The organism is Idiomarina sp. OT37-5b (assembly GCF_002968395.1).
Classification (GTDB): Bacteria; Pseudomonadota; Gammaproteobacteria; order Enterobacterales; family Alteromonadaceae; genus Idiomarina; species Idiomarina aquatica.
Genome location: NZ_CP027188.1, coordinates 399,541 through 420,769, shown reverse-complemented (window position 1 = coordinate 420,769; position 21,229 = coordinate 399,541). Strand labels below are relative to the sequence as shown.

General features: G+C 52.8%; 19 protein-coding genes. 6 read left to right on the top strand and 13 right to left on the bottom strand.

All coding sequences use genetic code 11. The features are described 5' to 3' along the window. Window positions 1-3 precede the first annotated feature (3 nt). Genes C5610_RS02005 through C5610_RS01990 form a run of 4 tightly spaced genes read left to right on the top strand, consistent with a single transcriptional unit; the run spans window position 4 to window position 4,298 of the window. Window positions 4-999: an adenosine kinase gene (locus C5610_RS02005; RefSeq protein WP_105305653.1), complete on the top strand. Its 996-nt coding sequence runs from the start codon at window positions 4-6 to the stop codon at window positions 997-999. 16 nt (window positions 1,000-1,015) lie between these two features. Next, on the top strand, window positions 1,016-2,401 hold the full coding sequence (gene ahcY / locus C5610_RS02000) for an adenosylhomocysteinase (RefSeq protein ID WP_105305652.1): 1,386 nt from the start codon (window positions 1,016-1,018) through the stop codon (window positions 2,399-2,401). Beyond that, the gene (locus C5610_RS01995; protein ID WP_105305651.1) at window positions 2,401-2,976 is read left to right on the top strand and encodes a GNAT family N-acetyltransferase; all 576 of its coding nucleotides are present in this window, start codon (window positions 2,401-2,403) and stop codon (window positions 2,974-2,976) included. Before ahcY ends, C5610_RS01995 begins: the two co-directional genes overlap by 1 nt. Before the next feature lie 2 nt (window positions 2,977-2,978). After that, window positions 2,979-4,298, top strand: a complete 1,320-nt coding sequence (locus C5610_RS01990; RefSeq protein WP_105305650.1) for an NAD(P)/FAD-dependent oxidoreductase — start codon at window positions 2,979-2,981, stop codon at window positions 4,296-4,298. 19 nt (window positions 4,299-4,317) lie between these two features. Here C5610_RS01990 and C5610_RS01985 read toward each other — a convergent pair whose 3' ends face one another. The 10 genes from C5610_RS01985 to mdh form a co-directional block, all read right to left on the bottom strand. After that, window positions 4,318-5,463 (bottom strand): ABC transporter permease, encoded by a 1,146-nt coding sequence (locus tag C5610_RS01985; protein WP_105305649.1) that lies wholly within the window; start codon window positions 5,461-5,463, stop codon window positions 4,318-4,320. Beyond that, window positions 5,463-6,197 carry an ATP-binding cassette domain-containing protein gene (locus C5610_RS01980; RefSeq protein WP_105305648.1) on the bottom strand — a complete coding sequence of 245 codons (735 nt, stop codon included), beginning with the start codon at window positions 6,195-6,197 and terminating at the stop codon, window positions 5,463-5,465. Before C5610_RS01980 ends, C5610_RS01985 begins: the two co-directional genes overlap by 1 nt. After that, on the bottom strand, window positions 6,197-7,663 hold the full coding sequence (locus tag C5610_RS01975; protein ID WP_105305647.1) for an alpha/beta hydrolase: 1,467 nt from the start codon (window positions 7,661-7,663) through the stop codon (window positions 6,197-6,199). Before C5610_RS01975 ends, C5610_RS01980 begins: the two co-directional genes overlap by 1 nt. A 141-nt stretch (window positions 7,664-7,804) precedes the next feature. Next, complete coding sequence (locus tag C5610_RS01970) at window positions 7,805-8,179, bottom strand: DUF3718 domain-containing protein (RefSeq protein WP_105305646.1); 375 nt, start codon at window positions 8,177-8,179, stop codon at window positions 7,805-7,807. 113 nt (window positions 8,180-8,292) lie between these two features. Further along, the gene (folA, locus tag C5610_RS01965; protein ID WP_105305645.1) at window positions 8,293-8,793 is read right to left on the bottom strand and encodes a type 3 dihydrofolate reductase; all 501 of its coding nucleotides are present in this window, start codon (window positions 8,791-8,793) and stop codon (window positions 8,293-8,295) included. A gap of 220 nt (window positions 8,794-9,013) precedes the next feature. Next, window positions 9,014-10,177, bottom strand: coding sequence for an Obg family GTPase CgtA (gene cgtA / locus C5610_RS01960; protein ID WP_105305644.1), 1,164 nt, complete (start codon window positions 10,175-10,177; stop codon window positions 9,014-9,016). Between the two features lie 126 nt (window positions 10,178-10,303). Further along, a complete protein-coding gene (rpmA, locus tag C5610_RS01955) occupies window positions 10,304-10,561 on the bottom strand; it encodes a 50S ribosomal protein L27 (RefSeq protein WP_105305643.1) in 258 nt (85 codons plus the stop codon). Between the two features lie 15 nt (window positions 10,562-10,576). Then, window positions 10,577-10,888 carry a 50S ribosomal protein L21 gene (gene rplU, locus C5610_RS01950; RefSeq protein ID WP_105305642.1) on the bottom strand — a complete coding sequence of 104 codons (312 nt, stop codon included), beginning with the start codon at window positions 10,886-10,888 and terminating at the stop codon, window positions 10,577-10,579. Between the two features lie 388 nt (window positions 10,889-11,276). Further along, on the bottom strand, window positions 11,277-12,248 hold the full coding sequence (gene ispB, locus C5610_RS01945; protein ID WP_105305641.1) for an octaprenyl diphosphate synthase: 972 nt from the start codon (window positions 12,246-12,248) through the stop codon (window positions 11,277-11,279). 381 nt (window positions 12,249-12,629) lie between these two features. Then, window positions 12,630-13,559, bottom strand: coding sequence for a malate dehydrogenase (gene mdh / locus C5610_RS01940; RefSeq protein WP_105307671.1), 930 nt, complete (start codon window positions 13,557-13,559; stop codon window positions 12,630-12,632). 158 nt (window positions 13,560-13,717) lie between these two features. Between mdh and argR the strand changes: the two genes are divergently transcribed. Further along, window positions 13,718-14,191, top strand: a complete 474-nt coding sequence (argR, locus tag C5610_RS01935; RefSeq protein WP_105305640.1) for a transcriptional regulator ArgR — start codon at window positions 13,718-13,720, stop codon at window positions 14,189-14,191. On the opposite strand, the gene C5610_RS01930 is transcribed toward argR, so the two are convergent. Then, window positions 14,167-15,132 (bottom strand): Dyp-type peroxidase, encoded by a 966-nt coding sequence (locus C5610_RS01930; RefSeq protein WP_105305639.1) that lies wholly within the window; start codon window positions 15,130-15,132, stop codon window positions 14,167-14,169. The genes argR and C5610_RS01930 overlap by 25 nt on opposite strands. A 133-nt stretch (window positions 15,133-15,265) precedes the next feature. Between C5610_RS01930 and C5610_RS01925 the strand changes: the two genes are divergently transcribed. Then, entirely contained in the window at window positions 15,266-17,023 is a 1,758-nt protein-coding gene (locus C5610_RS01925; RefSeq protein WP_105307670.1) for a DUF885 domain-containing protein, read from the top strand. Window positions 17,024-17,039: 16 nt separating this feature from the next. Here C5610_RS01925 and C5610_RS01920 read toward each other — a convergent pair whose 3' ends face one another. Continuing rightward, a complete protein-coding gene (locus C5610_RS01920) occupies window positions 17,040-20,087 on the bottom strand; it encodes an efflux RND transporter permease subunit (RefSeq protein WP_105305638.1) in 3,048 nt (1,015 codons plus the stop codon). Beyond that, a complete protein-coding gene (locus C5610_RS01915) occupies window positions 20,087-21,166 on the bottom strand; it encodes an efflux RND transporter periplasmic adaptor subunit (RefSeq protein ID WP_105305637.1) in 1,080 nt (359 codons plus the stop codon). The genes C5610_RS01920 and C5610_RS01915 overlap by 1 nt, the downstream gene beginning before the upstream one ends. Window positions 21,167-21,229 lie beyond the last annotated feature (63 nt).

The following is a 21,229-nucleotide window of genomic DNA, read 5'->3' as shown; positions in this document are numbered from 1 at the left end:
GTTATGAAGACCATTGATGTAATCGGCATTGGAAATGCCTTGGTAGATCAAGAGTTTGAAGTCTCTGACGCCTTTTTGCAGCAGCATCGTTTAGAAAAGGGCATGATGGCCCTGATCGAAGAGGATGACCAAAACAAGCTCATTACTGAACTCAGTAAGCTGGGCGAATTGAAAAAACAATGTGGTGGCGGCTCGGCTGCCAATTCTCTGGTAGCCTTTGCTCAGTTTGGTGGCAAAGCTTTCTATTGCTGCAAAGTCGCAGACGATGAAGCCGGAAAGTTTTATCGCCAAGATCTAGAACAAGTCGGTATTCGTACTAATCTTGAACGTCAGCAAAACCCGGGAACCACGGGCCGCTGTCTGGTCATGGTAACGCCCGATGCAGAACGCACCATGCGTACCCATTTGGGCATAACCGCTGATTTATCCACAGAAGAATTGGATGAGGAAGCGATTGCCGCGGCCAGTTACCTGTACATCGAAGGCTATCTAATCACGTCACAAATAGCTCGTGAAGCGATAAAACGCGCTAAGCAGGTAGCCCGTGAAAACGGTACTAAACTGGTTATGACCTGTTCTGATCCGGCCATGGTTAAGTATTTCCAGGATGGTATTGAAGAAATTCTCGACGGTGGCGTTGACCTGATGTTCTGTAACCGCGAGGAAGCCGAACTGCTGACCGGCGAAAGTGACGCCGAAGCAGCCGCTAAGGCATTGCTTAAGCACGCCGATACGGTTGCCATAACGTTGGGCAAAGAAGGCGCCCTGGTGGTTGATCAGAAGCAACAAGTCTATATTCCGGGCGTTCCCGTAAAAGCCATTGACACGAACGGCGCCGGCGATATGTTTGCCGGAGCTATGCTGTATGGACTGACGCAGGGTATGTCATTAGCCGATGCCGGTCGCTTAGCCAGCCACGCCGCTGCTGAACTGGTTACTGAGTTTGGCGCACGGCTGAGCAAAGAACGCCAGCAGCAACTGATGCAACGCTTATTTTAACATTGAGAGAGCTATTATGAGTTTGAATGATCCGAAGCATACTGACTATAAAGTTGCAGACATTAGTCTTGCAGAATACGGTCGCAAAGAAATCGCCATCGCCGAATCTGAAATGCCGGCGCTGATGACGATTCGCCGTAAATATGCTGAGAGCAAGCCCCTTAAAGGCGCCCGTATTATCGGTTGTATTCATATGACCATTCAAACCGCGGTGCTGATCGAAACCTTACTTGAGTTAGGTGCAGAGGTTCGTTGGTCATCGTGTAATATTTTCTCAACTCAGGATCACGCCGCCGCTGCGATGGCAGCCCGCGGTGTTCCGGTATTTGCCTGGAAGGGTGAAACCGAAGAAGAGTATGAGTGGTGTCTTGAACAAACTTGCCACAAAGACGGCGAATTGTGGGATGCCAACATGATCCTTGATGATGGTGGTGATCTGACCCTGATGATCCATGAGAAATTCCCGCAAATGCTGGAAAAAATCCATGGTATTACCGAAGAAACCACCACCGGTGTCCACCGTTTGCTGGATATGTTGGAAAAAGGCACTCTGCGCGTGCCTGCCATTAACGTGAACGACTCTGTCACCAAATCCAAGAACGACAACAAATACGGTTGCCGTCACTCACTGAACGATGCCATCAAACGCTCTACCGATCACCTGATGTCCGGTAAAAAAGCATTGGTCATCGGTTACGGTGATGTTGGCAAAGGCTCTGCCGCGAGCCTGCGCCAGGAAGGCATGATCGTAAAAGTCACAGAAATCGACCCGATTTGTGCGATGCAAGCTTGTATGGACGGTTATGAAGTCGTTTCTCCTTACATCAATGGCATCAACGACGGCAGCGGCAAGAACATCAACAAAGCGCTGCTGGAAAACACCGACCTGCTGGTCACCACCACCGGTAATATGGACGTTTGTGATCGTTATATGCTGGCCGCACTGAAGTCATCGGCAGTGGTCTGTAACATTGGTCACTTTGATAACGAGATCGACACCAAGTTCATGCGCGAAAATTGGCGCTGGGAAGAAATCAAACCGCAAGTGCACAAAATCTATCGTTCCGACGATGATAACGATTACCTGTTACTGTTAGCCGAAGGGCGTTTGGTTAACCTGGGTAACGCAACCGGACACCCAAGCCGGATCATGGACGGCTCTTTTGCCAACCAGGTATTGGCTCAGTTGCACTTATTTGAGCAAAAATTTGCCGATATGTCGCTGGAACAGCAAAAAGAATACCTCCGTGTTGAAGTGTTACCTAAGCACCTGGACGAAGAAGTCGCACGTTATATGGTGCAAGGCTTTGGTGGTGTCATCACCCGTTTGACCCCGGCGCAGGCGGATTACATTCACGTTGATGTGGATGGCCCGTTCAAAACCGATGAGTATCGCTACTAATGGCGGGTTCAGTAACCTACCGCGAAATAACGGCTGCCGATTCGGCGGCCGTTATTGATCTGGCGAATCGCGTTCATGGCGATAATTACCTGAACAACGCTTCACTGCAACAGTTATTGGATGGTGGCAGCGTTGGCGACATTAAGCTCAATTGGCTGGCCGAGCGCGACGGTGAGGTGCTCGGTATTCGCTTAACTCTGGCTCCTGGACAATGGCCTATCGACGATGCCTGTACGCCGGAACAGTGGCCGGTGCCGGCAACCCAGATGTGCTATTTTAAATGTGCAGCCGTCGCGGAAGAAGCACGCGGCCTGGGCGTCGGGAGACAGTTACTGATGAAAAGTATTGCCGAGGCCAAACGCCTTGGTTGCACTGCCGGACTGGCACATATTTGGCTACAGAGCCCGGGTAACAGCGCCTATGAATACTTTTCCCGTTGCGGTGGCAAGTTGATCACCCGTCATCCGGACCGTTGGCTCCAGGCCTCCATCGAGGAAGGTTATTATTGTCCCGTCTGTGATGGTACCTGCCGCTGCGAAGCGGGTGAGATGGTGTTACTGTTTGAGGACATCTGAGCATGTACGATCCGCTCTCCGATACCCAGCTTGAGTCAAACCAACCCTCGCCGAACAGCTACTGGGAGGCACATAGCCAAGTGCATTGGCCGCATACCGGTCAGTTACCGGAGCACACGGATGTACTGGTCATTGGCGCCGGCTATACCGGATTGAATGCGGCTATCACATTAACCGAACGATATGGCCGCGAAACCACGGTTATCGACGCAAACCGGCTAGCCTGGGGCTGCTCCAGCCGTAACGCGGGCTTCGTTATGAAAAGCACTGGACGGCTCGGCCTCGCCCAATGGCAACAACGTTTCAGTCCAACCGTAGCCCGTGCCGTGGCTGATGAGCACCAACGGGCGCTGGAACTGATTCAACAACGCCTTGAGGGCGCTGCCGACCATTGTGACGCACAGTACGGTGGCTACATTAAACTGGCCCATCGCCCCCGTGCGGTGGCGACACTGCAGCAGCAATTTCAAACCCTTAAGCACTATCAGCAGCCGGTGTCCTGGCTCGACGGCGGAGACCTACAGGATTATTTGCACAGCCAACACGCCCATGCGGGCTTAAAGTTTGATGACTGCTTTACGGTTAATCCATTGAAGCTGGCCGCCACTACGGCGCAGCAGGCGGCTCAGGCCGGCGCCAATTTGGTGGAGCAATGCAGCGCTAACAACATACAACGGTTAGCGGAAGGCTGGCGTGTCAGCACCTCAGCGGGCGACATCAGTTGCAATAAATTGTTGTTGTGTACCAATGCCTATACCGCCAACCGGTTACTGACAGAACTGAGCGGACGCTCACTGCCAGTGTTGTCGAGCATTATTACCACACCGCCACTTACCGATGAGCAACTGCGGGGCTGTGGTTTACAGTCACAACACGCCTATATGGACACCCGTACGTTGAAATATTACTTCCGTCTGTTACCCGATAAGCGGTTACTGATGGGAGGCCGTGGAGCCATCCGTGGTCGCCATGCCGATGACCCCTTTTACGCACAACACCTGTTAAGCGCCTTACAGCGCTCGTTTCCAGCGCTGCGATCGATACATAAGTGGGAGCACTTCTGGAGCGGTTGGGTGAGTGTATCCCTGGATGACTACCCACGGGTACGTGCGATTGGCGATAATTTGTACGCCAGTATGGGCTATTGCGGCGCCGGCGTAAGTTTTAGTGCACTGGCCGGACAGCGCCTGGCCGAGGCCGCCATGGGTGATAAACTGCCGGACCTGCCCTACTACAAAACGCCGCTTAAACGCTTCCCGTTGGCGTCTTTACGTCGCCTCGGGCAATGGGCGTTCTACCATTATGCGCGGATGACCGAGTAGCTTGCGCATTAAGCGCAAGCTACAGCCCAAATACCGTTTTTTCACTTTTCAGCATCCGTGCGATCAGTTGCCCTATCAGTAGCGCCAATACCAGGGTTGCCACGGCGCTGACGCTAGCCCCCAGCCAATTTACCCCTTCGCCGCGGATCAGCGACAGGAATGTCTGATGCTGGCCGGTGAGCGGCAGATAATACAAAATCGGCGTTTTAAGGCGTGCAAACTCGACCCCGAAAGAAGCCGCCATCGGGATAATCAACAGGAAGCTGATATAGGTCTGTGCCTCTTTAAAGTTCTTTGCCCGGAACGAAACAAACAGTTGTAATGCCGTCGCCAACAGCGCCAGAGGGATCAGCAGTACGAACATCAGTAGCATCATCGGCACCGAGAAGTTAACGCTCATGCCGATTTCCTGCAACGGGACGTAATTAAAAATAATGGGTATCAGCACCAGAGAGAGAGCCGCGCCAAACACCGCAAAACTGGTGGCCGCCAGCCCCTTACCCCAGACAATTGACTGCGTACTGAGTGGCTGCGACAACAGAAACTCCAGCGAATTGCGCTCCCGTTCACCCGCGCTGATGTCGATAGCTACGTTCATGCCGGACCAAAACACCGATAGAATGATAAACACCAGCACGCTGCCCATGATCAACGCGGCTTTAGAGCCCCGCGTTGCCAAATCTTGTTTGCTGAGGTTAATGGGTTGTGCCATGCGAGGATCGATCCCCCGCAGTATCATGCGGTAATGCGTTATTTGCGCCGCATAAGCTTGCACCGCCCGTTCAACCCGTTTAATTTCCGTTTGCTGTTTCTGTGCCGACCAGTCCGCGCGCAACGTTACCGTAACCGGCTCGGCACGTTTTATTTGCTCGGCCCACTGCGCCGGGATCGAAAGTGTAATCGGCGTAACGGTGTCCGGCCAGGGTTGTTGGCGCTCAACGATTCCCTGCCGTTGCAGGTGTTGTACCAGCTCCGGCGCATGTTCTTTGCCTTCGATGGAGATTTCAACGTCGGAGGGATCGGTCAACTGGCTGATGAGGAAAAAAAACGCCACCGCCATTAACATGGGCCCAAAGAACGCGTAAGACATCGCCGCAAGAACCGATCGTTTATCACGCAGGGCGTCTTTAAATTCTTTACGCCAGATCAGTGCCGTCATATTCATTAGGCTGCAATCCCCTCATCACTACCGATAATCTTAACAAAGGCTTCTTCCAGTGCGGATTCACCCGTCAATTCGCACAGCTCCTGTGGGGTTCCCTCAGCAGCAACACGCCCTTTTGCCATCACTACCACGCGATCACACAACGCGGCGACTTCCTGCATGACATGGCTGGAGAACAAGATACAGGTCCCCTGCGCTCGCTGCTCTCGTAAAATATCGCGTAAGATGCGGGTACTCATGACATCCAGGCCACGACTGGGTTCATCCAGGATCAGGTGTTTGGGGTTATGCACCAATGCTTGCGCTAACGCCACTTTCATGCGTTGGCCCTGCGAAAAACCGGCTGACTTTCGGTCCGCTAAACTGCTCATGTCCAGTTGATTGATAACGAGTTCGGTGCGCTGCTCCAGCTCCGTACCACTCAGCCCATGTAGCTGCGCAAAATAGCGGATCTGTTCACGCACGGTCAGGCGCTCATAAAGTCCGAATTTATCCGGAAAAATACCAATCTGGCGGCGAGCATTGATGGGATCCTGATTGGCGTCAATACCATTAATAAGGGCTTCACCCTGCTCACTTTTCAACAGTCCATAAATGATCCGCAGGCAGGTTGTTTTCCCCGCGCCATTGGGACCCAACAGTCCTGTTATCTGGCCGTCGGGAGCACTAAAGCTGAGGTTATCCAGTGCCTGCACCTCTTTAAAAGATTTACTTAAGCGTTGCACGTTGATCATTACAGCCCCTCCCCATTGACGTTAAGCACAAAGGGTTGAGCAACGCGCTGTTTCAGGCAGTCGCCGTCAAGCGACTCGACACTGCCGGCTTCGATAAATTTAGCAATAATGCGATTAGCGCAGGTGTGACTGGCAATCGTGTGGCTGGCATGTGACGCAACCAAATGTTTACTGTTGGGTAGCGTACGGGCGGCAATATCACCCCAACGTGGTGGCGTCACCGGATCCTGGGTGCCGGACAGCAGCAACACCGGTTTGTCTGATTGCACCGGTTCGGCCCAGCTTTCATCAACCGGCTGCGCCGGCCATGCCGAACACAGCGCTTTGAACGCTTCGCCGGTCTGGCCGCCAATAAAGTCATTATTGGCATCCTGAGCCAGCAACTCGTCACTGGCCCGCGGTAAGTCTTCACTACACACAACCGATAACATTAAACCCAAATAAATTGAGTTTTGCGCGGCAACGGTGGTACTGCCCATTAATCCCAGTAATGGCTGATAGTTTTCAACAGCGGCCTGGTGAATCGTGTACGGCAATAACTGGCGACTCATCGGGCTATACAGCGCCAAGCGAATAATGGACCCAAAACGTCCCGGCGTGAGTAACATCTCAATAGGTTCATTTGTCAGCGGATCGTTAGCGTCCAATTTCACTTCGGTTGTCGCTAGTCGCTTCATCACTTCCTGATAATCTCCGGTAAGATCAGGAAATGTCCTGGCACATCCTGGTTGCTTTTGGCAGTCCTCTAACATCAGGTTGAACGCCAGACTGCCGTGTAATCCGAACGGGCCAATGACCACTTGTGGAGGAGCCACAGCGTCAAGTGTCGCGGTACGAACGGACTCAGGATAGTGCTGCAGATACTTGAGCCCAACCCGAGTGCCATACGAACCGCCATAGAGATTAAAGCGAGCAATGTCTAATGCCTTCCGAACCTGTTCGAAGTCGCGAATGCTGTTCAGTGTGGTGTATTGAAGCGTATCGGTATCCGTCAATTTAGCGAGGCAATTTGCAGCCATCTTACGAAGGTTGTCCGGATCGTCGGTCTGCATGAGTTCATCCGCATGCTGCACTTCGCATTGCAACGGATTACTGGCGCCGGTGCCGCGTTGATCGATCAAGACAATATCGCGTTTTTTGCGCACCGGCTCAAAAATTTTTGCAATCATCGGGGCCAACTCGGTTGCCGCCTGACCCGGTCCACCGGCGAGTATTAACAAAGGATCTGGCCGCTTACCCTCGGTTACCGCTGGCAAAATCGCATAATGAATGTCGATCTGTTTACCATCAGGTTGCTGGTAATTCTCCGGAACCGGCACATAACCGCAGGTGAGTTGCTCATCGACACCGTCAATAAAACATGACTCACTGTGAGCAACCGGCACGTCGTCAGACGCGAACAAAGGGCTACTGAGGGCACCTGCTATGCCCACTAAACCATAAATAATGGCCAAACTTGATCGCATTGTGATTCCCTGTCGATACGCTAAGAAGCATCAATGTTACTTTGCTACGCAAGTTTAGCAACGGCTTTAATCGAATAATTTGTTAACAGATATGAAAAAGGCTCCCGTAGGAGCCTTTTTCGTTTTCGTCATCAATCGCGGTTAAAGACCAGCACGCTCTTTAATCGCTTGCGCAATAGCCGAACCACCGTGGCCATTCGACTGCGCCCACTCATAGTCGCCTGATGCTTTCAAATCATCAACAGCAAGGCGGCCGACAATAAAGGTACCGACATCGCTCGAACCATTACTCATTGCGAATTGCAATAGGCTTTGACCGTTGCACTGGATACCCGAGTACACGTCGCGAATCCGTACGCGTGAATCGCGCAACTTTTTGCGCATGCGCATGGTGTCGTCACCTTGTACGTAAGTGCAAAGGCTCAACGCCAGCTCATTGGCTTCTGCGTTCTTTGAAAAGGTTACTCCAGTCGCTGCCACGGCTGCCATTACTGAGCCTAATAACAATGCTTTCATCTATGTGACCCCTATCACTAAATCGCTCAAATTTTCATCAAAATAATACTACGAATTTAGCGTCGCATCAACGTCCGATTTTAAGCTTAAGTGTTTGATTTGTTAACATTTACCTAACGTTTTAAGTCGAGTATACGAGTAGTATAAGCGGGTACCTCGGGGCCTTCGGCGGCAACGTATTGCCGCTCCACTTCCTGCCATTCACCGACTTGCTGATAGTCTGGAAAGTATGTATCGCCTGCAACATTCAGTTCGATTTCGGTAACATAAAGTCGATCCGCATAGGGTAAAAACGCGTTATAAATTTTTCCGCCACCAATCACCATAAGCTCGTCTACCGCCCCAGCAGCGGCAATGGCTTGCTTAACACCGGACACCCAAACCACTTGTTCTGCTTGGCTTTCGGGCGGTTTCGCCTGGGTCGAAAGGACAATGTTTTTGCGCCCTGGCAGAGGACGGCCAAGGGATTCAAATGTCCGCCGACCCATAACAATTGGCTTACCCAAGGTAATTTTTTTGAAATATTTTAACTCGCTGGGTATGTGCCACGGCATGGTATTGTCCTTACCTATGACGCGGTTATTGGCCATCGCGGCCACCAGTGATATTTTCATTGAATTTCCTCAGTTTCGATTAGGGCCTGCGGCCGGTCTAGGGCCTGCGGCCGGTCTAGGGCCTGCGGCCGGTCTGGGGCCTGCGGCCGGTTTAGGGCTTCGCCGGTGTGGCGGCCGGAGGCCCTAAACCCTTGCGCCGAAGGCGGCAAGCTACACCGCGAGCGCAGCGAGCCCAAACCGCGAGCGCAGCGAGCCTAAAACGCGAGCGCAGCGAGCCCGGCTAGCGCTCGTAAATAACCTCAACGTCGTAGTCGTCGTCATCAAAGTCATCGTCGTCATCATCGTCGACCTGTTCCATCGCCTCTTCATGGTAGCTATCCCATTTAAAGTCGACCGGATCCGCTTCGGTGGCTTGTTCAGCTTCTTCATGGGGTGATGGCATGGTTTCGATAAACGCCATCACGTCACGACAAAGTTTATCAGTATCACGGCCTTCCAGTGCCGCGATCTGATAGACCGGGCCATCCCACTCAAGTTCCTCAACCAGAGCATCAACCAGCTCTTGGCGCTCTTCTTCCAGTACCAGGTCGATCTTATTGATCACCAGCCAACGTGGCTTGTCGGCCAGTTTCGGGCTGTATTTTTCAAGCTCTTCGATAATGATTCGGGCCTGCTCGGCCGGATCGCTTTCGTCGTAAGGTGCCAAATCAACCAAGTGCAGCAACAACCGACAACGTTCCAGATGTTTGAGGAACTGAATACCCAGTCCGGCACCATCCGCGGCCCCTTCGATCAACCCCGGAATATCGGCAATCACGAAACTTTGGTGTGCGGCAGGACGCACCACACCGAGATTCGGCACCAGGGTGGTAAACGGATAATCCGCCACTTTCGGCTTGGCAGCCGAAACCGAACGAATAAAGGTCGACTTACCGGCATTTGGCATACCCAACAAACCGACGTCCGCAAGCAGCATCAGCTCCAGTTTTAAGTTGCGTATCTCACCCGGAGTGCCGTCGGTTTTTTGCCGTGGCGCACGATTGACACTGCTTTTAAAGCGAGTGTTGCCCAAGCCGTGGAAACCGCCTTTGGCCACCATCAGACGTTGACCGTGTTTGGTTAAATCGCCAAGCACCTCACCGGTGTCCTGATCGGTGGCGCGAGTTCCCGGTGGTACGAACAGGGTAATATCCTCGCCCCGTTTACCGGTACAATTTTTACCCATCCCGTTTTGACCGCGCTGTGCCCGGTGGAAGCGCTCAAAGCGGTAGTCAATGAGCGTATTGAGGTTTTCATCAGCCTCAAGGTATACGTCACCGCCGTCGCCACCGTCGCCGCCGTCGGGTCCACCTTTAGGAATGTATTTTTCGCGGCGGAAGCTGATACAGCCATTACCGCCATCGCCCGCTTCTACGCGGATTTCTGCTTCATCGACAAATTTCATGAATAAACTTACTTTGCTTGGATGCCTGGAACAAAATCTTAGCACATATGAAAAAGCCCCGCCTATTGTAGGCGGGGCTCCGTAATCAGTCACCTGCTATTGCAGGCGGCTTTGGCAATCCGTTAATTAGTCAGTGATAACACTGATGTATTTACGGTTTTTGTTGCCTTTGGTTTCGAAAGAAACTTTGCCTTCTGCAGTCGCGAACAAGGTGTGGTCTTTACCCATACCTACGTTGTCGCCGGCGTGGAACTTAGTACCACGTTGACGAACAAGGATGTTGCCTGCTAATACAGACTCACCACCGAAACGCTTAACACCCAGACGTTTACTCTCTGAGTCACGACCGTTTTTGGTTGAACCACCAGCCTTTTTGTGTGCCATGTCGTTACTCCTTAATTAGCTGTTGATACCAGTGATTTTCACTTCAGTGAACCACTGACGATGACCTTGTTGGCGACGAGAATGCTTACGACGACGGAACTTGACGATTTTTACTTTATCGCCACGACCGTGGTTTACGATCTCTGCCTTAACTTTGCCACCTGATACGAACGGCGCGCCAATTTTCACGTCGCTGCCGTCAGAAACCATCAAAACCTGGTCGAACTCAACTACGTCTCCGGTAGCTGCTTCCAGTTTTTCCAGGCGGACGATTTGGCCTTCAGTCACACGGTGCTGCTTACCGCCACTTTGGAATACTGCGTACATAGTAATCTCCACAACCCTTATGGGTATCCAAATTTAAATCAGGGCGCGAATTGTACTGAAAAGCGGAAATTAACGCAAGCGGTAATTTCCGCTTGGCGCCGCCTGCGGCGGCTTGCTTGGCGACTCGTGCTACGCACGTGTCTTGCCCGGCGCGGGCTCCGCCCGCTTGCCGGGCGCGCCGAAGGCGCTTGCAACCCCCGGCGAGTCGCGCCTGCGGCGCGACAAGCCTCCTTGCGCCGTAGGCGCAAGGTACGGCGTTTTCGCAAGGCGCTTCGCGCCGCCGGGCAAGTTCGCGTAGCGAACGCCGCGCAAGCTGCAAGCACCGCTTGCAGCGCCAAGCAAGCGGACAAAGCCCGCGCCAAGCGCAACGCAGTAAGGCGTTGTGGAGTTAAGCGATACGATTGACTGACAAATCAGCGAGCGCCAGCAAGGCCTGTTTGTAGTCTGAATCTGGAATATCCGCTAACGCGTCGCGCGCCTGTTGTGCCGCTTCCAGCGCTTTTTCGCGGGTGTAGGTCAACGCCCCGGTACGCTCCATCGCGGTCAAAACCGTTTGCAAATGCTCGCGTCCGTCGCCGTTTTCGATCGCGGCGCGAATCAAATTTTGCTCAGTTTCATCACCATGCCACATAGCGTACAACAGCGGCAGCGTCGGTTTTCCTTCAGCCAGATCGTCGCCGGCATTCTTACCCATGGTTGCGGTATCCGCGGTATAATCCAGCAAATCATCGACGAGCTGAAACGCGGTACCGAGATAGCGGCCATAATCCGCCATCGACGCCGTCACATCATCATCCTGCTCGGTTAAAATGCCGGCCAACTGCGTTGCCGCTTCAAACAGTTTCGCGGTTTTGCCGTAAATGACATTAAAGTAGCGTGCTTCGGTGGTATCAGGATCATTGCAGTTCATTAACTGCAGTACTTCACCTTCGGCGATGATATTGGTGGCATCGGCCAAAATACTGAGGATTTTCAGCGAGTCCAGCTGCACCATCATCTGGAAGGCACGGGTGTAAAGAAAATCACCCACCAGTACTGAGGCTTCATTGCCAAATACTGCGTTGGCGGTTTTGCGTCCGCGCCGCAGTTCGGATTCGTCCACTACGTCATCGTGCAACAAAGTTGCGGTATGAATAAATTCGATGATGGCGGCCAGCTTTTGATGATCGTTGCCCTGATACCCAAGGGCTCGGGCGGCGAGTACGGTCAACAAGGGACGGAGTCGTTTACCGCCGCTGTTAACGATGTACATGCCAAGTTGGTTGATTAGGGCAACATCTGATGTTAGCTGTTCACCGATCAGCGCGTTAACCCCAAGCATGTCGTCTTTGGCTAACGCGTTAATGGACTGCATATCCATGGTAGCTATCTGTTTTTACAAAATTTAACGGAAGCGCCATGCTACATCATTTTTACAATAAGCGCTAGGCACCGCCTTCGGCGGTTTGCTCGGCGGTACGTGCTTCGCCGTACCTTGCCTGGCGCGGGCTCCGCCCGCTTGCTGGGCGCGCCGTAGGCGCTTGTAAACCCCAGCGAGTCGCGCCTGTGGCGCGACAAGCCTCCTTGCGCCGTAGGCGCAAGTTACGGCGCTTTGCTGCAAGCGCCTTCGGCGCGCCAGGCAAGTTCGCGGAGCGGACGCCGAGCAAGACACGGCGAAGCACGTGTCGCCAGGCAAGCCGCCGCAGGCGGCGCCAGGCATAAAAAAACCGCGCCGAAGCGCGGTTTTTTTGGCGACACCCGATTAAACGAAATCGATGCCTTTTTGAATATCGCTCTTGAGGCCATCCAGCATCTCATCCATGCATTGCTTCTCGAATGCACTCAGCTCGCCGTAAGGCAGCACTTCTTCAACGCCATTTTTACCCAGACGTACTGGCTGTGCGAAGAAAGTCGCGTGGTCACCTGGACCTTCAACGTAGGTGCACTCGACGGTTTCCTGACCTTGTAAGCCTTTCACCAGCGATAAGCAGAAGCGTGCTGCCGCCTGACCCATCGACAAGGTCGCTGAACCACCGCCTGCTTTCGCTTCAACCACTTCGGTACCGGCGTTTTGAATACGATGCGTCAGATCGTTAATTTCTTGCTCGGTAAACTCAACACCTTCAACCTGAGACAGCAATGGCAGAATCGTCGTACCGCTGTGACCACCGATAACCGGTACCGTCACGTTAGCCGGGTTAAGGCCACGCAGTTCCGCGACGAACGCTTCCGAGCGGATAACATCCAACGTAGTAACACCAAACAACTTGCGCTTATCGTAGCAACCGTTTTGCTTCAGTACTTCAGCAGCGATAGGAACTGTGGTGTTAACCGGGTTAGTGATGATACCCACACAAGCGTCCGGGCAATTATCAGCAACGCCCTGCACCAGGTTTTTCACGATGCCCGCGTTCATGTTAAACAAGTCTGAACGATCCATACCCGGCTTACGCGGAACACCGGCTGGAATCAATACGATGTCACTGCCCACCAACGCTGATGCCAGATCGTCTTTACCGAAACCGGTCACTTTAACGTCGGTCGGGATGTGGCTCAGGTCAACAGCAACACCCGGAACGACCGGTGCTACGTCATATAAAGATAACTCAGAACCTGCTGGTAATTGAGTTTTAAGAAGTAATGACAATGCCTGGCCGATACCACCGGCCGCACCTAATACGGCTACTTTCATCTCAGACTCCATTTGACTGTTTGATAAGGTACTGCATAAGCATAGAATAGTTATGCAATATTTGGCGCAAAACTGTACTCTAATAGGGTTAAAATTACAAATTTAGCCGCGGCTGGTCACCCACCAACCCGGTACCGCAAACCTGGAACACAAGACTTATGACCAAAGCAGATTTACTGGATGCGTTCAAAGCATTACTCAAAGAAGAACGCTATGGCTCACAAACGGAAATTGTCGATGCCCTTAAAGCACAGGGATTCACTAATGTCAGTCAGTCAAAAGTCTCACGCATGCTGAGCAAACACGGCGCTGTTCGCACCCGCAATGCTAAGCAGGAGATGGTTTACTGTTTACCCGCTGAGATTAGCGTACCTTCAGCCAAAGCACCATTAAATCAGCTTGTACTGGATATTCAGCATAATGATGTGATGGTGATCATCCGTACCAGCCCGGGCGCGGCACAGTTGATCGCGCGGCTGTTGGATTCGGTGGGGAAAAAAGAAGGCGTATTGGGCACGATTGCCGGTGACGATACCATCTTTATTGCACCGTTAAAGGTGTCGGAAATTGACTTTACCTTGACCAAAGTCAAAGAGTTGTTTGCCACTCATTCGGTGGTATCAGAACCCTGACGCGATTCGGTCTGTATCGCGTAGCGATAACGTTTTAAAAAATCCGGGGACGGGACGAAAAAGCTGGCGTTGGTAACGGCCTGAGTGTAGTCCAGCAAAGGGTCATAATGACCCTGTTCGTCTTCGTAGTAGCGTACTTTAAGCCAATCGATAACGGTTTTGGGCTGGTTGCTAAAATACATGCCAAGCAGCCCTTGTTCACGCAGGTCGCCCCAAGGCATGTTTTGTCGTAACAAGGCTACCGGTTGCTCGTCAGTGCCTAGCAAACGAGTTTTGGCGGCGTGTGTAACCCCTTCAATTTCGGCCTCCGCTAAGCGCTCACCGGATACTTTATCGCGCCCCATGATTTGTTGTTGCCGTTCAGGTCCGAGGTGGTCCCAGCGCCTGAGATCGTGACGAAATTTTTGCAGAAACAAATAGCTGCCACCGGCAAACTCCGCATCCATGTCTGGGTCGAGCAGCGCAACGGCGCGCTTGCGTAAGCCCCGAGGATTATCGGGCGCATCAATGAAGCCGGTCAGGTCTCGGCCATCCAGATAACGAAAGGTACGCAACTGCTCAACCACTTCGACATCATAACCTAACCACTCGAGCAGGGTTCGCCCGGCCAGGTAATTGGCGTCAAATCGATCGGAGCGGATCTGCAATAATAAGTCGTAAGGCTGTCGTGGTGCTTCACGGTCGCCCTGCGACAGCTCCGGGAAACGGCGTAAATAAACCGGTTTCTGCTCCGGATAGACGACATCCCAATAATCGGCCCCTACGGCGACAAAGCCGTTCAGCATCGATTCGGAAAAGCGATCATCAAGTTCGCTGATGATGTCCGGAATGCGCGCCAGCTTGCCACGCACCGCATCAACGTCATCTGTCATTACGTTGCAGAATAAGGTTAAACCATGCAGATTAGGTTCGGCACAAACGCCGGATTGTGCTTTTAGCAAAGTTGACCCCGTTGTTGTTGTTTTTAGGCCGCCGTTTGAGACATTTGGCGTGCTTTTTCGGTTCTTTTACATTGCCGCGAACTGCAGGCATTATAGAATGCCTTTATTTAATATTGCTTCGCAAGGAAAAATCATGCGCAAAACGATCATTGCTTTAGCGGTTCTGTCACTGACTTCGTGTGCCAGTCAGACGGACGCGCCAAATCAACGGACTACGACCAACAATAGCGCGGTTGCGGCCAGCTCACAAACTCAACAGTTTAAACAATTGGCTGACACCATTTGGGAAGCACTTTCGGCACCACACAAAACCGCGCTGCCGGATATGTCGCCAGACGCGTTAAAGCAACGCTTCGAGCGCCATCAAACATGGCTTAAACAACTCGATGCCATCGATGTCGCACAGCTTGATAAGCAGGATCGTATTAATCACGCCATGATCCATTATGCATTGAAAAACCGTGTCGATGAGTACCGGTTTAATGCCCACCTGATGCCGCTAACCGCCGAGGGCTCATTTCACAGTTCACTGGCGTTTATGCCGGGCTATACCCGTTTTAACAGCGAACAGGATTATCGCGACTACCTTGCCAAACTCGGCACCATCGAACGTTACATGGCGCAACAGACCGACTGGCTGCGGCAGGCCATCGAGCAAGGCTATACTCAGCCTAAAGCAGCCATGGCCGGCTTTGAAGAAAGTATCCTTGCGTACATCGTACAAGATCCGACAGCCAGCGTTTATTACGACCCGTTCCAGCAGCAGCCGACGTTTATTGATGACAGCACCTGGGCCGATTTACAACAACAAGCCGCCACCATCATTGATGACCAAATCATGCCGGCTTACGACGATTACTTTACCTTCATGGTCAGTGAGTACTTACCAAGTGCTCGTGAATCCGTCGGTGCCAGCGAGCTGCCAAACGGTGATGCCTTCTATAAAAACCGCATTGAACATTACACCACCACCGACTTGAGTGCGGAAGAAATTCATAACATCGGTTTGCAGGAAGTTGCCCGTATTCGTGCTGAAATGTTGCGCGTGATCGAAGAAACCGGCTTTGACGGCGACTTTGATGACTTTGTTCATTTCCTGCGTACCGACGAGCAGTTCTATCCAAAGTCCGCAGAAGAATTGCTGCGCTATGCCGCCTGGATCGCCAAAAAAATGGACGGCGAACTGCCCAAACTGTTTAAAACGCTGCCACGCAAGCCTTATGGTATTGCTCCGGTGCCGGAAGAAATCGCACCCAAATACACCACCGGTCGCTATTCAGGCACCAACCGCGATGACCGCGCCGGTTTTTATTGGGTTAACACCTATGCCCTGGACCGTCGCCCGTTGTATCAGATGGAAGCGTTGACCTTACACGAGGCGGTGCCGGGTCATCATTTGCAGAATGCACTGGCCGGCGAACTGGAGGGGTTACCTGAATACCGTCAACAGACCTATATCTCAGCCTTCGGTGAGGGCTGGGGGCTGTATTCGGAGTATCTGGGGCTGGAAGCGGGCTTTTATCAGGACCCCTACAGCAACTTTGGTCGTCTGAGTTATGAGATGTGGCGCGCGGCGCGACTGGTGGTGGATACCGGTATGCACGCGATGGGCTGGAGCCGTGAGCGGGCGATTGAGTTTATGGCCAATAACACGGCGTTGTCCTTGCATAACGTAACGACCGAGATTGATCGTTACATTACGTGGCCGGCGCAGGCGTTGTCATACAAGCTGGGTGAGTTAACCATTAAGCGCTTACGAGCCGAGGCTGAGCAGCAATTGGGGGCTGACTTTGATCTGCGTGAGTTCCACGATGCGATTCTGGAGAATGGCAGCGTGCCGCTGGACATTCTCGAGGCTCACATCAATGACTGGATCAACCAGCAACGCTAGACGCCGTCGGCGGCGCCTAGCGCTTGGGTGAAGCGATGAGCGCGTACATCACCGGTACCACGATGAGCGTCAGTACCGTCGCAAACCCAAGGCCAAACATGATCACCGTCGCCATACTGGCAAAGAAGTCATCAAATAACAGCGGTAGCATCCCCAGAATTGTGGTTGCTGCCGCCATCGCAACCGGACGAACGCGGCTGACCGACGCATCCACCAACGCCTGATGCGGCGGTTTACCCTCGCCCAGCTCAACATTCACCTGCTCCAGCAAAACCACGCCGTTCTTGATCAGCATCCCCGACAAACTCAAGAAGCCAAGTAACGCCATAAAACCAAACGGCTTATCCAACAGCAACAGGCCTGCTGTCACCCCCACAATCGACAACGGTACTGTCGTCCACAACACCACCGCCAGGCGAGCGGAATTGAACAACAACACCGTGATGATAAACATCACCAAAAATCCCAGCGGTAACGAGCTGAACAGCGCCGTCTGAGCCTTATTTGACGCCTCGTGCTGACCTCCCCAGGACAGTTCATAACCCAGCGGCAGCGACAGCGCCTCAATCTGCGGACGGACCCGTTCAAATACCGCTGTGGCGGTTTCCTCACCCAGTACATCATGATCAGCCATCACCGTCAGCGTGCGTTTGCGATCACGGCGTAAAATTAAGGCGTCCTCCCACTCTACGTCTATGCGCTGTACCACCTGCGCCAACGGCAAAAAGCGATCCATGACTGGACTGTATATCTGCAGTTCCTGCCAGTTATCCAGATCCACTCGTTCGCTGGCCGGAGCCCGCGAGACAATAGGCAGTAAATCGGTGCCATCACGGTACAAGCCGACCTGGCGACCAACAAAGTTGGTCCGCAGCAGATCATTAACGTCCTGTTTGGTAATACCCAGTCGCCGTGCCGCCGACTCATCAAAACGCGGCCTTAGCAACTTAGTTTTGTTGCGCCAGTCATGACGAATATTCATGGCGCCCGGATCCTTGGCCAGAATCGCTTCGATCTGCGTCGCAATCTCACGTAATACTGCCGGTTCTGAACCACTGATGCGCGCTTCGATTTTGGCCGGCGTCGCCGGTCCAATTTCGACTCGAATCAGTTTATCTTCCACCTGAGGATGAGCGACCCGGATGTGTTCACGGACATTGGCCATGATCTGCTCCATGGCGTCCTTATCCTGAGCTCGCACAATTAACTGTGCATAACTTTCGTACGCTTTTTCGACCAGATAGGTCAAGGTAAAACGCGGTGCGCCCTGACCGACGGTTGTGGACACCGAAACCACCTGCGGCTGCGCCAGCAGGTATTGTTCCAGGCGCTTGGAGTCCTGTGCCGTGGTGCGAATATCGGTACCTTGCGGATACCAGAGGTCAACGTAGAACATCGGCGTCGTCGACGGTGGAAAAAACGCTTGTTTAACTTGCTTAAAGCCGGCTGCGGATACCACCAACAGTGCCAGCATCAATAACATGGTAAACACTTTGTGCCGCAGACAGGCTTCCAGCACACGTCGATAAACGCGATACACCGGATGGTCGAAGACATCACTGTTACCATCACCACTGATGTCCTTTTTGGAATACAGCCGGTCCGCTAAAAATGGGATCAATATCAGTGCCGTAATCCAACTTAACAACAGCGAAATCAGCAACACCCAAAACAAACTGCCGGCAAATTCGCCGGTCGCATCCGCTGACAGACCAATCGGCGCAAACGCAATGATACCAATCACCGTACCACCCAACAGCGCCCATTGATTCTGTTTCACGGTGATCACCGCGGCCTGCAGTTTTGATTGCCCGCGGCGCATGCCCACCACAATGCCATCGGCGATCACAATGGCATTATCAACCAACATCCCCAGCGCAATGATCAACGCCCCCAGGGATACCCGTTGCAGGTTGATCGAAAACACGTTCATGAAGATGAAGGTACCCAGCACCGTCAACAACAATACCGTGCCGATCAACAGACCACTGCGAAACCCCATGGTTACCAGCAACGCGATAATAACGATCGCGACCGCTTCGACCAAGTTCAGCAGAAAGTCATTGACCGAGTTTTCGACCGCATGCGGCTGATCGTAGATGCGTTCCAACTGCATCCCGATGGGTTGCGCATAGCTCAGCTCATCCAGCTTTGCCTGAATGCGCTCGCCGACCTCCACGACATTCACGTTATCGGCAAAAGACAGCCCCAGCCATACCGATGGCAGACCGTTAAAACGCACCACCTGCTGGGGAATTTCCTCTACCGTTCGATAGATTGCGGCAACATCCCGCAGGTAAATGCGTTCGTCGGCACCGGGATTTGATATCACTAAATTGGCCAACTCCTCCACCGACTCAAACTCACCACTGGTGGCGATGCGGAACGCTTCGTCTTCGATGGTTACGCGACCGGCATCGGCCACCGTATTTTGCGTGGTCAATAAGTTGGCGATGCGAGCCGGAGGAATGCCCACGTTTGACAGTTTCGCCCGCGACACTTCAACCACCACCTGCTCTTGTTGCTCACCGGTTGCCACCACTTTACCGACGCCTTCAACCAGCACCAATTCGCGGCGCAGAAAATCCGCATAATGTTCAATGTCATGATAGGAGTAACCCTCGCCGGTGATCGCCAGTAGCACCCCATAAACATCGGCAAAATCATCACGCACCATCGGTTGCTGAGTGCCCGGCGGCAAACGGCGGCTGGCATCACCGACTTTACGGCGCAATTCATCCCAGATTTGCTCCAGGTCATCGGCACGGTAAATCGATTTCATCTCCACCGTAATCTGCGACAGTCCCGGCTTGGAAATCGAACGCACATGATCAACGTAACTGAGTTCCTGAATCGCATTCTCGAGCGGGTAACTGACCTCTTCCTCAACCTGTTGCGCCGATGCGCCGGGGTATTGGGTAATCACCATCGCCTGCTTGATGGTGAACTTAGGATCTTCCAGCCGGCCTAACTGCGTCAGACTGACGATACCACCAATTAATAAAATCAATAGCAGTAGCCAGCTACTGGTTTTACGTTCCATGCTGTATTGAGCGATGTTCATTACAGCCCCCGCTCACGCTTCCATTGACGAATGGACTGGCCGTTTTGTAATTGCTGCACACCGGCGGCAACCACACGCTCACCGGCGCTGAGTCCGTCGCTGATCAACAAACCGCTGTTGGTCATGTTGCCGACTTCGACCGCGACCTGAGTGACCGTCATATCGTCGTTAACACGCCACACATAAGACTGCCCCTGAGGGTCAGCAAACACCGCCGAGGACGGGATCACAACGCCATCAAGAACTTGTCGCAGCACCTGATTGAGATCAACGATAACGGTTGCGGTCATGCCGGGCAGAATGTTGAGGTTTTCCGGCTTTGGCAAGGTAAACACCACCTCGTAAGTGTTGGTGGCCGGGTCAGCCTGCGAATCCCACTCCTTTAAGTGCGCTAAAAAACGCTGTTCCGGCGCCGCGTCGAACGCCACCAGAGGTTCATAGTCAAGGCGCTTGGAAACGCGAGCAAACAAGTTTTCCGGAACCTGTATCGCAACGTCAATGGCATCGGCAATTTGTAACGTCGCGATCGGTTGCTTGGGCTGAATATTTTCATATTTTTCCACGGCTAAACGGGCCACAATCCCATCAAAGGGAGCCTCCAGCCGGGTATAACTCAAATTCGCCTGTGCGGTTTCATAGTTGGATTTAGCCACCGCCAACTGCGATTCTATTTCATCAAACTGCGCTTCTGACATGAGCCCTTGCTGCACCAGCTTTTGATTGCGCTGATATTGCGATGAGGCGAGATCGTATTGCGCCTTAGCCTGATCCACCGCGAGCTGATAATCGGTCGGATCCAACGCCGCAATTAAGTCACCCTGCTTTACTTCAGCGCCAGCTCTGACCGGCAGTTGCTCAATCTCGCCGCCGACCCGAAAGGTCAGCTGAGCCACTTCCGATGCCTGCACCACCGCCGGAAAGTGGCGCAATTGCACCGCTGCCGCGTCTTTAACCTCGGCGATTTTTACCGGCCGGGGAGGCTTAGTCACACTTTCGGCGGCACTGTTGTCGGAACAACCCGCCACCGTTAACAACAACCACCCTATCGCCAAAAGCGTTTTCCAGTTTCCAGTGTACATAGCAAGCCCCGTTGCAGTCATCAGCGTATTAAACGGTGAATTAATGGTATTAGTTTAAGCAAG

What these genes read in the sequence shown, in the direction of transcription:
- C5610_RS02005 (WP_105305653.1), top strand. Translation starts at nt 4, where the DNA reads ATGAAGACCATTGATGTAATCGGCATTGGAAATGCCTTGGTAGATCAA.
- ahcY (WP_105305652.1), top strand. Translation starts at nt 1,016, where the DNA reads ATGAGTTTGAATGATCCGAAGCATACTGACTATAAAGTTGCAGACATT.
- C5610_RS01995 (WP_105305651.1), top strand. Translation starts at nt 2,401, where the DNA reads ATGGCGGGTTCAGTAACCTACCGCGAAATAACGGCTGCCGATTCGGCG.
- C5610_RS01990 (WP_105305650.1), top strand. Translation starts at nt 2,979, where the DNA reads ATGTACGATCCGCTCTCCGATACCCAGCTTGAGTCAAACCAACCCTCG.
- C5610_RS01985 (WP_105305649.1), bottom strand. Translation starts at nt 5,463, where the DNA reads ATGAATATGACGGCACTGATCTGGCGTAAAGAATTTAAAGACGCCCTG.
- C5610_RS01980 (WP_105305648.1), bottom strand. Translation starts at nt 6,197, where the DNA reads ATGATCAACGTGCAACGCTTAAGTAAATCTTTTAAAGAGGTGCAGGCA.
- C5610_RS01975 (WP_105305647.1), bottom strand. Translation starts at nt 7,663, where the DNA reads ATGCGATCAAGTTTGGCCATTATTTATGGTTTAGTGGGCATAGCAGGT.
- C5610_RS01970 (WP_105305646.1), bottom strand. Translation starts at nt 8,179, where the DNA reads ATGAAAGCATTGTTATTAGGCTCAGTAATGGCAGCCGTGGCAGCGACT.
- folA (WP_105305645.1), bottom strand. Translation starts at nt 8,793, where the DNA reads ATGAAAATATCACTGGTGGCCGCGATGGCCAATAACCGCGTCATAGGT.
- cgtA (WP_105305644.1), bottom strand. Translation starts at nt 10,177, where the DNA reads ATGAAATTTGTCGATGAAGCAGAAATCCGCGTAGAAGCGGGCGATGGC.
- rpmA (WP_105305643.1), bottom strand. Translation starts at nt 10,561, where the DNA reads ATGGCACACAAAAAGGCTGGTGGTTCAACCAAAAACGGTCGTGACTCA.
- rplU (WP_105305642.1), bottom strand. Translation starts at nt 10,888, where the DNA reads ATGTACGCAGTATTCCAAAGTGGCGGTAAGCAGCACCGTGTGACTGAA.
- ispB (WP_105305641.1), bottom strand. Translation starts at nt 12,248, where the DNA reads ATGGATATGCAGTCCATTAACGCGTTAGCCAAAGACGACATGCTTGGG.
- mdh (WP_105307671.1), bottom strand. Translation starts at nt 13,559, where the DNA reads ATGAAAGTAGCCGTATTAGGTGCGGCCGGTGGTATCGGCCAGGCATTG.
- argR (WP_105305640.1), top strand. Translation starts at nt 13,718, where the DNA reads ATGACCAAAGCAGATTTACTGGATGCGTTCAAAGCATTACTCAAAGAA.
- C5610_RS01925 (WP_105307670.1), top strand. Translation starts at nt 15,266, where the DNA reads ATGCGCAAAACGATCATTGCTTTAGCGGTTCTGTCACTGACTTCGTGT.
- C5610_RS01920 (WP_105305638.1), bottom strand. Translation starts at nt 20,087, where the DNA reads ATGAACATCGCTCAATACAGCATGGAACGTAAAACCAGTAGCTGGCTA.
- C5610_RS01915 (WP_105305637.1), bottom strand. Translation starts at nt 21,166, where the DNA reads ATGTACACTGGAAACTGGAAAACGCTTTTGGCGATAGGGTGGTTGTTG.